Raw genomic sequence first — 15,321 nt, 5'->3', positions numbered from 1 at the left:
TCAGCCCGACACCCGGCGCCCTTGCACGTACACGTGCGCAATCGCGGGTTCGCGCATCGCCATCAGGAGCCCGAAGAGCGTCTGGTCGCGGGCGAGAATCGGATCATCCGAACGCGTTCCGTGGTTGACGAGCCCGGCGAGCGGCGGCCATCCGGACGGATCGATCACCAGGAAGTCGGCCTCCTTGCCCTCGTCGAAGTTGCCGATCCGGTTCTCCATGTCCAGCGCGCGAGCACCGGCGAGAGTTCCGGTGAACAACAGTTCGGCGGGGTGCATCGATACTCCGTCGTCGCCGGCTTCGGAGATGTGAACCTTGAAGGCGTCGCCGAGGACTCGGGTGAGCAGGCACTCGTCACCGCCGCCGAAGTCCGATCCGATCGCGATGTTGACCCCTGACGCAACGGTTCGTTTCCACGGCATGGTGCCGGAGCCGAGAAACTGTTGGGACGTCGGACAATGTGCGATCGAGGTTCCGGTCTCGGCCATTCGTGCGAGTTCGGAGTCCTGGCAGTGCACCGAGTGCGCGAGAATCGCGCGCGGACCCAGGAAGCTCTTTCCGCCGACCTGCGAGCCGGGGAGGAACTTGCCGTCGTACGTGTCGAGATAGGTCTCGACCTCGTACTCCGCCAGCGTGGTCGCCACCTCGCCGGTTCCCGGCCGGTTGTTCTCGTTGAGGTGACTGTGGAAGTAGACGCCGCGGTCGCGGACCGAGTCGTACAACTCGCCTAAGTCTTTCAGCGTCTGTGTTGTCACTGCGAGGGAGAATCGGGGAACCACTGCGACGTGAACCAACGCAGTGTTCACGTCACCGGTGTCGGACGCGTGCCACTTGTCGATCTCCTCGCGAGTGAGTCTGATCGCGTCCTCTTCAGACGTGATCAGTGCAGCAGCGGAGGCCGGGCCGGTGGTTTGAATCCCCCGCCCGCTGACCACCCGAAGGCCGCGTTTCAGAGTTTCCGAGAACAGGGCGTCCTGCGCGTGCGGGAAGGCAGATCCGAACACCATCGCGGCCGTGGTTCCCGTGGCGATTCGGCGAGCGCAGAAGGCCTCGGCGGCGTGCCGGGCGAACTCGGGATCAGCAAACCTCGATTCGGAGGGAAAGACACAGAGGTCGAGCCACTCGAGGAGTTGACCGCCGCCGTACGCGTCGCCGGCGTACGTCTGCGGGAAGTGAATGTGCGCGTCGACGAATCCGGGCAGCAGGAATCCTGGCCGGTGATCGTGGGTTTCAGCGCCTTCGAGTTCGCTCGGCAGTGATTCGAATTCTCCGCAGTAGACGATGGTTCCCGCATCGTCGATCGCCAACACGCCGTCGGGGATCGAGACGAGCGACTGCGCCGCATCCTCAACCGTCGGACGACCGGAAATGTGGAAGACATGGCCTCGATGAAGGTGCGTCACTTACTGAGCAAAGCACAAAACCACCCGGAACCGCGCGGCGAATGCTGTCCTTTTTGTCAGATATTGGGATCAAGCAAGAGTTGCATGCCAAACGAGAGCCGCAGCCAGCGCGCCCGCCCCGTTCAACGACCAATGCAGTGCGATCGGCGCAATGAGGCTGCCGCTGCGATGACGGAGCCAGGTGAATACGAGACCGGCTGCAGCGGTGGCGAGAACAGCCCCGAGGATTCCGGCGACCTGACCGACGACTCCGGTACCGAGAAAGCCGGAAAGCCCTTCGTTGCCGCTGGTCAAACCCATCGACGACGCGATGTGCCACAGTCCGAACATCAATGAACCGGCCGCTGCGACGCCCCGGAATCCACTGACCCGGTTCAATGTGCCGTGCAGGACGCCGCGGAAAGCCAACTCTTCGGGAATGACGGTCTGGAGCGGAATGACGATCATCGACGCGATGATGGCGCCGGAAATCGTGGCGTAGCGATCCGCCATGAAAAACGGGCGCGTAAGCGGAAGCAGCGCGCCGACGGCGACAACCGTCAGGACCAGGCCGACGGCGGCCAGGGCGTACTTCGACCCCTTCCGCAGGTCACGAGGCGACAGCCCGAGCTCCGCCCAACCCATTCCCCGGCGCTTGGTGAGCGCCAACAGAACAAGAGCAGAAATAGGTACCGTGGCGATGCTCGCCCACGCGGTGGTGAAGTGTGCAATCAAATTGGTTCCCACCAGCACCACGATCACAACAGCGATATCCACGTATGCATGCATCCGCGGAAAACGAGGAGCGGTCGCTGCGGTCTCCACTGGACCGATCTCCACGGGGGCGCCGCTCGTTAGCTGAAAGTTCACTTTTTCCAGTGTACTGACGCACGAGAACTGCCCGCCACTGTTTGCGAACACGCTCACAGTGACGGGCAGGCCCCGAAAACGCTCTGATCAGGCTCCGAGCGTGCTCGCAAACTTCGGAACCGCGTTGTCGATTGCGTAGGTCAGCCCCGGTACAGAGCCACTCGAGAACGCATTGACAAGCGAAACGTCATCGAGGATCAACAAGTGTCCCTGTTGGGCCGACGGAATTGCACGCAACAGCGGATCGTTCGCAAACGCACTGCTGTCGAGGAAGATCGGGAACAGCACGGTGAGATCGGCGTCGAACAGGTTGAGGTTCTCGTTGGCGACCGGAACGTAGAAATTGCCCGTGGCCTTCTCGGTGATCGCGGCCGGAATCGTGAAGCCGAGACGGGTCATGAAATCTGCGCGTGCGTCGCCGGGTACGTAGGCGCCGTACCCGTCGGAACTGTAGGCGCCGACCGCCGCGGTCTTGCCCGCGAAGTTCGGATTGGCGGCAATCGCGGCGTCGAACTTGGCGTCGAGGCCGTCGAGTAGCGCCTTGCCTTCCGATTCTTTGCCGAGTGCCTTGGCGACGAGTTCGGTCTGCTGCTCGACCGTCGTCCCGTAGGCCGTGGCGAGACCTGGAGGCGGCCCGACCGTCGGCGCGATGGCACTGAGTTTGTCGTAGGTCGCCTGCGTGTTGTCGCTTCGCGTCCACAGAATGAGGTCCGGTTCGAGCGCGATGACGTCTTCGACGCTCAGGTCCATCGTTCCGAGGATCTTCGGGTCGGTGGTGAACTCGTCCGCGATCCACGGTCCGACGCCCTTGCCGCCGAACGCCATCCAGTCCGCGACGCCCACTGGTTGAGTGCCCAGAGCGAGTGCCGTCTCGGCATCCGACCAACCAAGCGCCACGACGCGCTGCGGGTCGGCCGGGACCTCGACGTCGCCGAACATCGTCGAAATGGTTGCGCCCGCTTCGGCCGGTGCGTCAGCACTGTCGCTACTGCAACCGGCAAGGCCGGCGACGGCAAGCGCGGCAGTCACCGCCGTGACTGCAATCTTCATTCGAGAGACTTTGATCCGCATGGTTACCAGCACTCCTCCAACGCTCCAGCGAGAATTAGGGAAGGCTAGCATCAGCTAACGAAGACTGTCGCCCATCGGCCAGATCGTGTTCAGGGCACGTCTGCGGCCCGTTCGAGCTCTGCGATATCGATCTTCTTCATCTTCATCATCGCGTCCGTGGCGCGTTGTGCCCTGGCTCGGTCTGGATCCTTCATCAGTTCGAGGAGGCGATTCGGGACTACCTGCCAGGACAATCCGAACTTGTCCTTGGCCCAGCCGCACGGGCCTTCTTCCCCGCCTTCGGTCAGCCTGGACCAGTAGTGATCGACCTCCGCCTGATCGACGCACGGAATCTCGAATGACACCGCCTCCGAGAACGTGAACATCGGTCCGCCGTTCAGGCCGGTGAATCGCTGACCGTCGAGCTCGAAGCTGACAGTCATCACCGATCCCGCCGGCATTCCGGAGGGCGATCCTTCGACGTACCTTTCAATTCCGAGGATCTGCCCGGAACCGAACACCGAGATGTAGAAGTTCGCTGCTTCTTCTGCTTGGTTGTCGAACCACAAACAGGGAGTGATGGAAGGCATGTTCTGTCCTTGTCGGAGAGGTTACGAATCAGGTGTACAGGGTTATAGACCCGACCCGAAACGAAAACTCATCGCCAGGAACTGCTCAAGCGGACAACGCAGATTCGAGCATCGGCCAGGAACGAACGAGTTCGTCCCGCCAGTACGGCCAACCGTGCGTTCCCACCGGTTGAGCGCTGCGGGTGACATCGACTCCTCGATCGCGCAGCACCTGCGTGATCTGGTCGGTGCACAGGTTCGATCCCAGTTCCATGAACCCACCCACGACCAGTACGCGCCCCAGGGCAGGAGTGTCGAGGGTTTCGTGTGGGCCTGGCAGTCCCGATCCCGACGCAAGGTACACCTTGGTTCCGCGGAGCTTGTCGGCATTGGCGAAGATGTCGTGCTCTTGCCAAGCCTCACTACCGTCCGGACCCCACATCTGCTCCGAACGGGCATTCCCGTTGACGACCACAAGATCGGTCAACGCCTTGCCGAATCCTCCGACGGTTGTGTAGCAGCCGCTGTAGCCGGCGACCGCGTCGTACAACCCGGCCGAGCGTTGGGCCAGGATCAGCGCGGCTTCTGCGCCCATCGAGATCCCGCCGATTGCGTTGTGCCCGTTGGTCGCGAACCTCTCGTCGATCAGTGAGGGAAGCTCTTTTGTCAGGAACGTCTCCCACTTCAGACGACCGAATTTCGGGTGATCTTCCTGCCAATCGGTGTACATGGTGCCGGTGCCGCCGATGGGGAGTACGACGTTCACGTTCTTGTCGGCAAAGAACGGGACGATATCGCCGTTAGCGGGGGCCAACCAGTTGTTCTCTTCGATCTGCCCGGAATTGCCGTCCAGGAGATACAGCGTCCCGCGCGGTTCCGAGCGGTCGGCCGGAAGCAGTACTTCGACCTGCATGGTACGCCCCATGGCGGGACTGAGAACGTCGAGAAGAACCAAGCGCGAGGACAGTTCAGTGACGCTCGTTATTTTCGGGGACTCGTCGGCGAGTGCGGTCGACGGCAGCGCCAGTAGTGAAGTCAGGGCGAGCGCGCCGACGAGAACAACGCTTCGAAGGCTCGCTCGACGGGAACTCACACGCCGAGTGACGCGGCGATCATCGGCCACGAGTCGTGTAAGTCGTCTTCCCAGTATCCCCATGAATGCGTTCCTGCCGGCTTGAAGTTGTAGCGAATGTTGTTCATACCCAATGCGTTCGTCTTGTCCGCAAGCTGGGTAGTGCAGTAGTGAGTTGCTGCCTCGATTCCGCCACCGAGAACGAGCTGCAAAGCCAAATCTGTGACGTCGTTGTCGATCCGTGGATCGGCAAGTGTGTCGTACGGACCGGGAATCCCCGTTGCGGTGGTGATGTACATCGGAATGCGAGGTAGCTTGTCCGCGTTGACAACCGGATCGTGAGCCGGCCAACCCGGACCATCGTACGGACCCCACATGTTCTCCGCGTTACCGCCACCCACTGCGACCACGAGTTTCACGAAATCCTGACCGATCCCGGGACTCGTCATCGCACACCCACTGAAGGACCCGACGCTGTTGTACAACGCGGGTGCTGACATCGCCAGGTCCAGTACCGACGTGCCCGCCATCGACAACCCGGCCAGTGCGTTCTGGCCGGTCGTCCCGAACGTCGAATCGATCACCGGCGGTAGTTCTTCCGTCAGGAACGTGGTCCACATGTTGACCCCGTTGTTGTTTCCGGACTTCGCGAGGCCGGGGTCCGGCCGCTCCCAATCGGTGTAGTAGCTGAACGCCCCACCGAGAGGTGTCACCACGTTGACATGTTTGTCCGCGAAGAACTTCGGCGCATCGGTCCGCACCGACCACGTCGCTTCGTCTTTTCCTCCGTCTACTCCATTGAGTAGGTAGAGCGTCGGAGCGGGCGTGGAGGTATCAGCCGGCCGCAAGACCTGCAACGGAATGTCGCGCCCCATCGACGGTGAGTACACCGAGATGTCGACCAGCCTGCTGTCCACCGACTGAGCGTGACCCGGTGCCGTGAGGAGCTGGAGCCCACATACTGCCGTGGCCAACGCCACGAAGACGCGGAAAACCGTTCGCAAAGCACGAGTCTCGATCATCGGGGTCACTCTCTTCGGCAGCGGAACTTTTCGAACGCTACCGCCTGAAACAGGCAAACCCGACGTGATCGGAAAAACTCGATCCCGTCGACGCGGAAAGGCTCACGCACCGAGTGCGTGAGCCTTTCTCGTCAGACGACGCTTACTTGGGCGTAACCGTGCCGCCGCTGAGCGTGGTCAGCGAATTGAAGAATGCGGTGCCGACGTTGTTGACGGCCGTGATGACGTTCCCCACGATTTCGAAGGATCCCATGAAAACTCCTACAGTTGTTTAGGTCTCGGTAACCCGAGCGGAAGATTGTGGTCGATCAGTCCGATTCCGGCGGGCGGGATCAGAGGAGCGGCTTGAGGCTGCCCGTGTTCGTCTGAACCGAACCGATGAAGGTTTCGAACAACTGGTCGCCGGCACCGAGCGAGCCAATGCCCTTGAGTGCAAGTTCGACGATCGACATCAGTGAACCCATGTGAATCTCCTAGAGAAGTCAGAGGTCAGCTGCCAAAAGCACCCGACAGTGCTGTGACAGCTGCGTCACATCTGTAATGTATCCGTGACGTGGGTAACAGTAATCATACGAACGACCAGTTGGCAAAGGATTCTGACAATGGGGTGATTATTTCGACTAATAAGGTCTGCTACTGAAAAAATTCCGGCCAATCGGTCGAATTTGACCGATTCTGCCGCCGCATCGATCAACCACCCCAAATCATGCGGTTACCCACCAGTAAACTGAAATCATGTCTAGCGCAGCGTCCCTCACGCAGGTAGCTAATTTCCGGTGGCACCGTCATCAACTCGACAGGCCACATTCCGGTGACGCCGATCACAACGATTGCGACATTCTCGACCTCGGGATTCAGAACACCGGACCTGACGGCGCCGCGTGGGCACTGAGGATCCGCGGCATACGCGTCGACGCCACTGACCTCGCTCTTGCCTGGACGTTGCGCGGGGCTCCCCACTATTACCGTCGTCGCGACCTGCCTGCCGTCGCCGTCGCCACGTCGCCGTTCAGTGAAGCCGATGCAGCCAAACGCATTTACGACGCGAACCGGCCGCTGAAGGCCGCCGGCATCGCGACGCTGACTGCCCTGCAAACAGTTGCTACTGCGATGCGGGATATCGTCTCGAAACCAACCGTCAAGGGCGAGATGTCCGCGCAATTGACCACGCGAGTGACCGAGCCCTATTTGCGATTCTGCCGACCGTGCAACGCCACTCATCTGTACGAGATGCCGTTCCGTCTCGCGGCGCTTCAGGCAGGCCTCGAGCTGCAGCCGGGCACATCTCCCCCAGTGCTCGAACGCATTCCGGGTTGGCGGCGACGCCCGTACACAGCCTCAGGTTCTGACGCCGATCCCCGCTTCGACGTGATCCGGGGTTATCTGCGGTTCTACGGCCCCGCGACTCCTGCTCACGTCGCGTCGTTTCTCGATGCTCCGGTCAAGGACGTCAAAGCCCACTGGCCCACCGATGCCGAGGAGATCGAGGTGAACGGCGAGAAGCGGTGGATTCTCGAACAGGACCGCGAAGACTTGCTCGGCTCCCCCTCCGATTCGAGTACGCGCCTACTCGGGCCATTCGATCCGTATGTACAGCTCAAGGATCGGGAGACCCTGGTTCCTGACCCGGCCGCACAGAAGACGGTATGGCCGACCCTCGGGCGACCGGGCACGGTGATGGTCGGCGGCAAGATCACCGGACTGTGGCGACCACGAGCGTCCGGAAAGAAGCTGAAGGTCGCGATCACCCCGTGGGAAACGTGGTCACGATCAGCCCGCGCAGCAGTCACCGAGCAAGCCGAATTACTTGCCGAATTTCGCGGCGTCGAGCTCTCCGAACTGGTCGAAGTATCTTGATCGAGCCAGAGGCATCCGGATAATTCCAGCTCACACCCGCCCCGATTCGGAGAAGGAAACCCCCAACGATAACCTGAATGCGACCTTCGCACGCACCCTTGTTCAGGAGAGATGATGGCCGACTTCCTCTATGAGGACCTGTTGCCGATCGGTGATGACACCACCGAGTACCGATTGCTCACCACCGAAGGGGTGTCGACAGTCGAGGGGCCGGACGGCCGTACCTTCCTGCAGGTCGAGCCGGAGGCGATGCGTCTGCTGACCGAAACGGCGCTGCACGACATCTCTCACTACCTGCGCACGGATCACCTGACGCAGCTGGCGAGCATCCTCGACGATCCCGAAGCGTCGAACAACGACAAGTTCGTAGCGCTCGATCTTCTCAAGAACGCCAACATCGCCGCTGCCGGTGTTCTGCCGATGTGCCAGGACACCGGAACCGCCATCGTCATGGGCAAGCGCGGGCAGCACGTGCTCACCCCCGGCGACGACGAGAAGGCCATTGCCCGCGGTGTCTACGACGCCTACACGCGCCTGAACCTGCGCTACTCGCAGAACGCGCCCATCACGATGTGGGACGAGAAGAACACGGGCAACAACCTGCCCGCGCAGATCGAGCTGTACGCCGATACTGCTGCCGGACACGAGAACTCGTACAAGTTCCTCTTCATGGCCAAGGGTGGCGGAAGCGCCAACAAGTCCTACCTGTACCAGGAAACCAAAGCGATCCTGAACCCCGACTCGATGATGCAGTTCCTCGAGGCGAAGATCCGCTCACTCGGCACCGCAGCCTGCCCTCCGTACCACCTCGCAATCGTCGTCGGCGGTACCTCGGCCGAGTTCGCGATGAAGACGGCGAAGTACGCGTCGGCGCACTACCTCGACGAATTGCCCACCGAAGGCGCCATCACGGGTCGCGGCTTCCGCGATCACGAGCTCGAGAAGAAGGTCTTCGAGCTCACGCAGAAGATCGGTATCGGAGCACAGTTCGGCGGCAAGTACTTCTGCCACGACGTCCGCGTCGTCCGACTCCCCCGCCACGGCGCTTCGTTGCCCGTCGCCATTGCGGTGTCCTGCTCGGCAGATCGACAGGCGAAGGCCAAGATCACCCCGGAGGGCGTGTTCCTGGAACAGCTCGAATTCAACCCGGGCCGTTTCTTGCCCGAGGTCACGGACTCTCAGCTCGACGAAGAGACAGATGGCATTTCGGGTACCGGCAAGGGTGCTGCGGTCAAGATCGATCTGACCAAGCCGATGTCGGAGATCCTCGCCGAGCTCTCCAAGCACCCGGTGAAGACTCGTCTCTCCTTGACCGGTCCGCTCGTCGTGGCACGCGACATCGCGCACGCCAAGATCAAAGAGCGTCTCGACGCAGGTGAAGAGATGCCGCAGTACCTCAAGGATCACCCGGTGTACTACGCCGGCCCCGCCAAGACGCCCGACGGCATGGCGTCCGGTTCGTTCGGCCCGACCACGGCCGGCCGTATGGACTCGTACGTCGAGCAGTTCCAGGCCGCCGGTGGCTCGATGATCATGCTGGCCAAGGGAAACCGTTCCAAGCAGGTCACCGACGCCTGCAACTCGCACGGCGGTTTCTACCTCGGGTCGATCGGTGGACCCGCGGCTCGTCTGGCCCTCGACTGCATCAAGAAGGTCGACATCCTCGAGTACGCCGAACTGGGTATGGAAGCCGTCTGGAAGATCGACGTCGAGGACTTCCCCGCCTTCATCGTCGTCGACGACAAGGGCAACGACTTCTTTGCGCACACCGGTGAAGTGACCCTGACGATCGGCAAGCGTCCGGGTCTGTAGACACGTCAACAGCAAAGAGCCCCGGCGGATTTCGATCGCCGGGGCTCTTTTTCGTGTTTGGTCAGGTCCAGAGCGCAGCCACGAAAACGGTCACGATCGACAACCCGCCGACGACGTGTACCAGATTCGGATTGGGTTGATCCTTCTTCTGCTTCGCCCGGGTGATCTCGGCAAGCGCCACGATGACCAGTGAAAGTACAAGTTTCACAGCGATCTTCGCGTGAATGTAGTTCTTGTCCAGGGCGCCTTCGCCCAACCCGACGATGATCAGGCCGGACACGAACTGCATCCTGGCACCCCACACCATGACCTCGGTGATCGAAGGAGCCTTGAGGACGGTGAAGTAGCTACCGACCAGGGCAGCCATACCGAGTAGATGAATCACTACAAAGATGTTGTAAAGAACAGACATACGGCCACTCTATCCCGTACTTCGTTCCAGGCGAACGGAACTGAGAGTTCTTGTCAGACAATTCCGGCTTCAGCTGCAGCAGAACGGTATTTGGCGGCCAGGGTCTCCACAGTCTCGTGTGCATTCAGACCGCTGGGATTGGGCACAATCCACAGTGCTGCCCCCTCGAAAGCCTGATCCTGCCGCCCCGCCTTGGCTCGTTTGTCACCGAAGGCAGTTCGATAGGCGGTGATTCCGGCAAAGGCAACCACTTTCGGTTTTGTCGCACGCACAACCGCCCGCACCCGCAGTCCCCCGGCAGCAAGTTCCTCCGCCGTCAACTCGTCGGCTCTGGCCGTCGCGCGTACCGCCAAATTGGTAATGCCCACTCCCCGATCGATCAGGTGCTGCGTATCAGCGTCCGACATACCCGCGGAAGGATCGATCGCACGCTCGATGATGCCTGCCCGCAGCAGCGCCGGATAAAACCGATTGCCCGGCCTGGCGAAATGCGCGCCGGTCGCCGCCGTCCACAGTCCCGGATTGATACCGACGAACAACAGCCGACAATCCGGCCCGATCAGATCCTCGATCTCGGCGTCTCGGAACGATTCCAGTTCGGCGCGCGTGAATCCCATGCTGCCAGTACATCAGGCCGTCACGACAGCGCCTCGCGCACCTCGTCGATTGCGTCGTGCATCATCTGCTCGTACACATCGATGTCGGGAATCGAGGCCGGACTGCTGCTGATGCTGATCGTCACCGTGTCCCCGATCCCGTGTACGCCGTGGGTCAACGACATGACCGGCGACAAACTCGGGAAGCCCGCTGTGAACCGAACGACGCCGCCTCCGAGCACCAGATCCGCATCACCGCGCGCGACACTCGACACGACGGTGTTTCCGGTGACCTCGTCCGGCACTGCCGTGAAATCGTATTGCTGCACTCCCCAGCGGACGAGCGGTCCGGGAACTGCGTTCAGCGCGAGATCCGAAGCTGCACTGGATGGATGGGACGCACGTGCGCGGCGCTCGTCCATCGACTCCTTGATCCGTCGGGCTCGCTCACGGAGGTCGTCGACATCTGGGAACAGTCCGACACCCGCATTGCGGAAGTGGTTGCGCGCCGTGGGTGTACCGGCTTTGGCGATGGTCACCTCAGCTCCCAATTCGGGCGGCACCGAGCCGTCTCGTTCGGTGAGGAAGTTCGCCATCGCCACCGAGATCGCGGTCATCGCTCCGACTGTGACGGACACCCCGTTGCCGCGGAAATCTGCACTGTCCCGCACTACCATGCGGACCAGTCGGTGAGATCCGGGAGGGATGTTGGAGCGCACCTTGGGACGGCTCGCCGCTTGCGGCGCAACAACTCCCGATTCGGTATCCGCCTGCAGTTGCAACTGCGCTTTGTGCCCCGCTCGGCCGTCGCGGAACAGTGAAACGAGTTGACCCGGCAGGCGCAGGGCGGCGCGGCCCAGAATCTCGGCTGATCCACTGCGTCGCTCGTCCGTCTTCTGCATTGCGGGCGGTTGCGGCGAGAACAACTGGCGAGAAATCGCCGACGCCCGTTTGCCGTCTGCCAAGGAATGAGCGACCTGCAGAACTGCGATCAGCGCCGGGCCGCTACAACGCGGCGCCCCGGTGACGCCGTGAAACAGGTGCAGCGTCCAGGGCGACTCGCGTGGGTCGACGTGGTTTTCGAGTAGCTTCTCGATGCTGTGAATGCACGAGAGCCACGAGTTTTCGGGCAGCTCACGCACTCTCACCAACGAAGCATCGACCGGCATCGGCTCCCAGAGCGGATAGTCGAGGTGCCACGGTGATTCGCGTATCCGAACATTGAGATCCGGGATGAGCGACGCTCTTTCCACCACCGAGCGTCGTAGCTCGTCCATGGACTGGCTCTGCCCGTCGAAGCAGTAGAGCAGCAGCTGATCGTTGGGGATCTTCTCCGAAATCCAGAAGGTTTGGGCGTCGGTGGGCGTCATCCGTAACACCGAGAGACGGTACCACCGGCTTGTCAGCTCTTTTCTGCAACAGCTTTCAGCTGGGACAGGCCCTTCTCGAAATCCTTACCGACGAGCTTGTCCATGCTGAAGATGAAACCGAAGATCTTGAAGAACAGATTCTTCTTTCCGGTCATCTTCCACGTCACCTGAACTTCACCGGCGTTCGGAGAGACGCCGGCATTGGGAGAGATGAGAAAGGTGGTGACGTTCTGCGCCTTGAACGGCTTGAGGAAGGCCAGGTCCAAAACTACGCGTTCGTTCGGGACGGATTCGGTGATCACCATCGAACCGGAGCCCGCCTTCTTGTTTCCGGCCCAGGCATACGAAGCCCCGACGCCCGCGTCAGGACCCGCGTACGTGCGCTGCATCGCCGGGTCGAGACCTTCCCACGGCGACCACTGAGTCCACTGATGGAAATCGTTGATCAATGCAAAGACGACCGAAGCTTCTGCCTTGACGATCGTCGTACGTTCTACCAGGAATTCGTCGGAATTCTGCGAAGCCATCGTCGATCTCCAATTCTCGGGCGTGACAAGTGTTCGGAATTATCCACGGTCGACGAGATCGGAGCGAGTCGACACTCAGTCCCGCAGGCACAGGCAGAAATAGTGGCCGACCGGGTCGCGGTAGACGCGGAAAGTCCGATGCTCCGGAATGTCGGTCACCCGCTGCGCACCAAGGCCAATCACCCAAGCCTCTGCGGGGTCGAGAGAATCCACGAGCAAATCCAGATGGATCCCGACGCCGGTTGTCGGCCAATCCACCGGAACGAAATCCGGAGCGAGCTGCAACGCGAGTCGCTCTCCGCCGGGTCCTTCGATCACGTGCCAATCATCCTCGTCGCGAACACTTTTCCACTCGAGGACCTGGGCGTAGAAGTTGGCCAATGCAGCCGGATCCGGGCAGTCCAGGACTGTGTAGTCCATACCGATTTTCGGGCGCGTCACTGTGCCTTCTTCTCCTGAACCTTCTTACGCACGAACAGCAACGGAAGAACCAGCGTCGCAACTGCGGTTACCAGCCACACGACGACGGTTCCCAGAATCCACGTCGAGACACCGGAGATCGACAGATTGGAGAAGAGCGACGCCACCAACAGAGCGACAAATGTCGACACCAATCCGATTCCGCCGAGAAATGCCGGTGCATGTCGCTTTGCCACCGTCGCGATGAACGGTGCCAGGACCGACTGCGCAATCGCAAAGATCACGACGGCAACGATGAATCCGGATGTAGGCGCCGAGAAGCCCGAAAGAATCAACGACGCAACAAGAAGCCCGACAGCGGCAGAACCCAGGAAGATCGCGGCGCGAATCAGGAAGCTGATCATTTGTTGATCCTATATGTCGGATATCGAGGACAACAGATATTCACAATCCCAGAGATTGCTGCACCTCTTGCAGTGTACGGGCGGAAGATCGGAGCCCCGAAGCCTCCTTTTCTGAAAGCGGTACTTCGAGGACTCGACCGGCACCTTCGCGACCGACCATCGTGGGCAGCGACAGACACACGTGCTCGAGTCCGTGGACGCCGGTCTGCAAAGTCGATACCGGCAGCACCCGTTGTTCGTCCCGCAACACGACTTCCACGATGAACGCGCTCGACAATCCGATGGCGAGGTTGGTGGCACCTTTTCCTTCGATGATCTCGTAAGCACTCTCGACCACCGACTTCGCGACATTCGCCCGTAGGTCGGGGCCGAGTATGCGACCCGACGGTCCCACGAACGAGGTTGCCGACACTCCACCGATGGTCGCGCTCGACCAGAGCGGAATCTCGGAGTCCCCGTGCTCGCCGACGATGAAGGCGTGGACGTTCTCGACTGCGACTCCGAGTTCGGTTGCCATCAGGAATCGCAATCGGGCCGTGTCCAGCACCGTTCCCGATCCGAAGATTCGGCCGCCGTACGACGGTCCCGCGGCCTGGATCGCTGCGTAGGTCGCCACATCGACCGGGTTGGTGACGAAGAGAAGAACCGCGTCCGGCGACACCGCCAACAGTTGTTCGGTCAGTGTCTGCGCGATCGTGACGTTCACCGCGGCAAGTTCGAGCCGCGACTGACCGGGATGCTGTTTGGCGCCCGCGGTGACGACGACCAAGTCGGATCCCGCGGTGACCGAGACGTCATCGCCTCCGTCGACAGTGCACGGCGGTGTGAACTGGGTGCCGTGGTTGAGATCGAGAACTTCCGCCCGGACCTTTGCGCTGTTGGTGTCGTAGAGGGCGAGCGCGTCGGCCGATCCGCGTATCAGGCACGCATACGCAATTGCGGTGCCGACGCTTCCCGCACCGACCACGGACACTTTTCGTCTGGATGAACGATTCGGCGTCGTCATGGGTAAATGGTGCTCGCTCTATAACGATTTCGCAGCACAACGGATTGCCAGTATCTTCTCAGCGTTTGGATGCAGACCTCTCAGAATCGACGTGGATGATCGCTGACATGGCTGAGGTAACCGTTCTTGCAGTTGGCGGCACCGGCGAATCCCACGTCGGCGACGACAGCGCCCGCGTGCTCGGACTCCTCAGCGCCGTCACCGACGAACTCGACAGTCGATTCGATTCTCGCTGGGTCGCTTATCCTGCGTCGTACGGTCCGGTCGCCGACGGCGGCCTGAGCTTTCGGCACAGCACCGCGATGGGTGTGAAAGCCCTCACCGCCGAAATCGCGCAGACAGACGGCCCCGTGATGCTGATCGGATACTCACAGGGATGCACCGTGATCCGCTCGGCTCTTCCGACGCTGAACCGCGCCAACATCATCGGAGTCGGACTGATCTCCGATCCTCAACAACCGGCAGGCATGATCGAAGGTTGTGAGGGACACGGAGTTGCCGGCGACGGACCCGATATCCAGCCGTGGATTCCGGTCAAGTGGATCGGGCACCCGCAGGACATGATCTGTAATGCCAGCGACGACAGCTACATTCGCGACATCGCAGACTTGACGCGCTGGATGTCCTTCTCGCAGGCGCGGGTGTGGGTACGCAAGGTATGGGAACTCCTTCGTAGCAACGCCTTCCAGAACGCGCAGAAGACTCGTTTCAGCCCCAAGCAGTGGCGTACCGATCTACGACGCATTCGCACCGCGTTCCTCGAAGTACTCGGCTATCTGCCGACGAAGTTGAACCTGAACCGCTTTCAGCTGAAGAACCCTCGCGGCGGTAGGCACATCAGCTACGCGATCGAACCTCTCGACGGTAGTGGACTGACCGGGTGCGAGCTTCTGGCGTCGTGGATGAAGGACCAAGCGAGCGGCGTCGAGCAGCGCATTCACGCGGCCTGACCTT

Annotated in this window: 17 protein-coding genes; 3 read left to right on the top strand and 14 right to left on the bottom strand. The window is 61.2% G+C overall.

Features of this window, described 5'->3' with window-relative positions; all coding sequences use genetic code 11:
* The 7 genes from ACFWAD_RS27940 to ACFWAD_RS27910 form a co-directional block, all read right to left on the bottom strand.
* Positions 1–1,401 carry an amidohydrolase family protein gene (locus tag ACFWAD_RS27940; protein ID WP_378549741.1) on the bottom strand — a complete coding sequence of 467 codons (1,401 nt, stop codon included), beginning with the start codon at positions 1,399–1,401 and terminating at the stop codon, positions 1–3.
* A gap of 69 nt (positions 1,402–1,470) precedes the next feature.
* The gene (locus ACFWAD_RS27935) at positions 1,471–2,169 is read right to left on the bottom strand and encodes a CPBP family intramembrane glutamic endopeptidase (protein ID WP_283303001.1); all 699 of its coding nucleotides are present in this window, start codon (positions 2,167–2,169) and stop codon (positions 1,471–1,473) included.
* Positions 2,170–2,337: 168 nt separating this feature from the next.
* A complete protein-coding gene (locus tag ACFWAD_RS27930; protein ID WP_378539230.1) occupies positions 2,338–3,300 on the bottom strand; it encodes an iron-siderophore ABC transporter substrate-binding protein in 963 nt (320 codons plus the stop codon).
* A gap of 110 nt (positions 3,301–3,410) precedes the next feature.
* Entirely contained in the window at positions 3,411–3,890 is a 480-nt protein-coding gene (locus tag ACFWAD_RS27925) for a VOC family protein (RefSeq protein WP_378549737.1), read from the bottom strand.
* A gap of 85 nt (positions 3,891–3,975) precedes the next feature.
* Entirely contained in the window at positions 3,976–4,962 is a 987-nt protein-coding gene (locus ACFWAD_RS27920; protein WP_378549735.1) for an alpha/beta hydrolase, read from the bottom strand.
* Complete coding sequence (locus tag ACFWAD_RS27915) at positions 4,959–5,963, bottom strand: alpha/beta hydrolase (protein WP_378549733.1); 1,005 nt, start codon at positions 5,961–5,963, stop codon at positions 4,959–4,961. The genes ACFWAD_RS27920 and ACFWAD_RS27915 overlap by 4 nt, the downstream gene beginning before the upstream one ends.
* A gap of 332 nt (positions 5,964–6,295) precedes the next feature.
* Positions 6,296–6,427, bottom strand: coding sequence for a hypothetical protein (locus ACFWAD_RS27910; protein ID WP_285236466.1), 132 nt, complete (start codon positions 6,425–6,427; stop codon positions 6,296–6,298).
* 271 nt (positions 6,428–6,698) lie between these two features.
* Here ACFWAD_RS27910 and ACFWAD_RS27905 point away from each other — a divergent pair, with 271 nt between their 5' ends.
* Both ACFWAD_RS27905 and ACFWAD_RS27900 read left to right on the top strand, forming a co-directional pair.
* Positions 6,699–7,820, top strand: a complete 1,122-nt coding sequence (locus tag ACFWAD_RS27905; protein ID WP_378549730.1) for a winged helix DNA-binding domain-containing protein — start codon at positions 6,699–6,701, stop codon at positions 7,818–7,820.
* A 114-nt stretch (positions 7,821–7,934) separates the two neighbouring features.
* Positions 7,935–9,632, top strand: coding sequence for a fumarate hydratase (locus ACFWAD_RS27900; protein ID WP_378549836.1), 1,698 nt, complete (start codon positions 7,935–7,937; stop codon positions 9,630–9,632).
* Between the two features lie 61 nt (positions 9,633–9,693).
* On the opposite strand, the gene ACFWAD_RS27895 is transcribed toward ACFWAD_RS27900, so the two are convergent.
* The 7 genes from ACFWAD_RS27895 to ACFWAD_RS27865 form a co-directional block, all read right to left on the bottom strand.
* Complete coding sequence (locus tag ACFWAD_RS27895; protein WP_192712331.1) at positions 9,694–10,044, bottom strand: hypothetical protein; 351 nt, start codon at positions 10,042–10,044, stop codon at positions 9,694–9,696.
* A gap of 53 nt (positions 10,045–10,097) precedes the next feature.
* The gene (locus tag ACFWAD_RS27890; protein ID WP_378549726.1) at positions 10,098–10,661 is read right to left on the bottom strand and encodes a mismatch-specific DNA-glycosylase; all 564 of its coding nucleotides are present in this window, start codon (positions 10,659–10,661) and stop codon (positions 10,098–10,100) included.
* 20 nt (positions 10,662–10,681) lie between these two features.
* The gene (locus tag ACFWAD_RS27885) at positions 10,682–12,010 is read right to left on the bottom strand and encodes a WS/DGAT domain-containing protein (protein ID WP_378549723.1); all 1,329 of its coding nucleotides are present in this window, start codon (positions 12,008–12,010) and stop codon (positions 10,682–10,684) included.
* A gap of 32 nt (positions 12,011–12,042) precedes the next feature.
* Positions 12,043–12,537 carry an SRPBCC family protein gene (locus ACFWAD_RS27880; RefSeq protein WP_378549720.1) on the bottom strand — a complete coding sequence of 165 codons (495 nt, stop codon included), beginning with the start codon at positions 12,535–12,537 and terminating at the stop codon, positions 12,043–12,045.
* A gap of 75 nt (positions 12,538–12,612) precedes the next feature.
* The gene (locus ACFWAD_RS27875; RefSeq protein WP_378549717.1) at positions 12,613–12,978 is read right to left on the bottom strand and encodes a VOC family protein; all 366 of its coding nucleotides are present in this window, start codon (positions 12,976–12,978) and stop codon (positions 12,613–12,615) included.
* Positions 12,975–13,361 (bottom strand): phage holin family protein, encoded by a 387-nt coding sequence (locus ACFWAD_RS27870; protein ID WP_003945275.1) that lies wholly within the window; start codon positions 13,359–13,361, stop codon positions 12,975–12,977. Before ACFWAD_RS27870 ends, ACFWAD_RS27875 begins: the two co-directional genes overlap by 4 nt.
* A 40-nt stretch (positions 13,362–13,401) precedes the next feature.
* Complete coding sequence (locus ACFWAD_RS27865; protein WP_378549714.1) at positions 13,402–14,367, bottom strand: L-lactate dehydrogenase; 966 nt, start codon at positions 14,365–14,367, stop codon at positions 13,402–13,404.
* Between the two features lie 107 nt (positions 14,368–14,474).
* On the opposite strand from ACFWAD_RS27865, the gene ACFWAD_RS27860 reads away from it, so the two are divergent.
* Entirely contained in the window at positions 14,475–15,317 is an 843-nt protein-coding gene (locus ACFWAD_RS27860; protein WP_378549711.1) for a PE-PPE domain-containing protein, read from the top strand.
* The last annotated feature ends 4 nt before the right edge of the window (positions 15,318–15,321 follow it).

This window comes from Rhodococcus sp. NPDC059969, assembly GCF_042738325.1.
Taxonomy (GTDB): Bacteria; Actinomycetota; Actinomycetes; order Mycobacteriales; family Mycobacteriaceae; genus Rhodococcus_F.
This window is presented reverse-complemented; position numbering and strand designations above follow the sequence as displayed.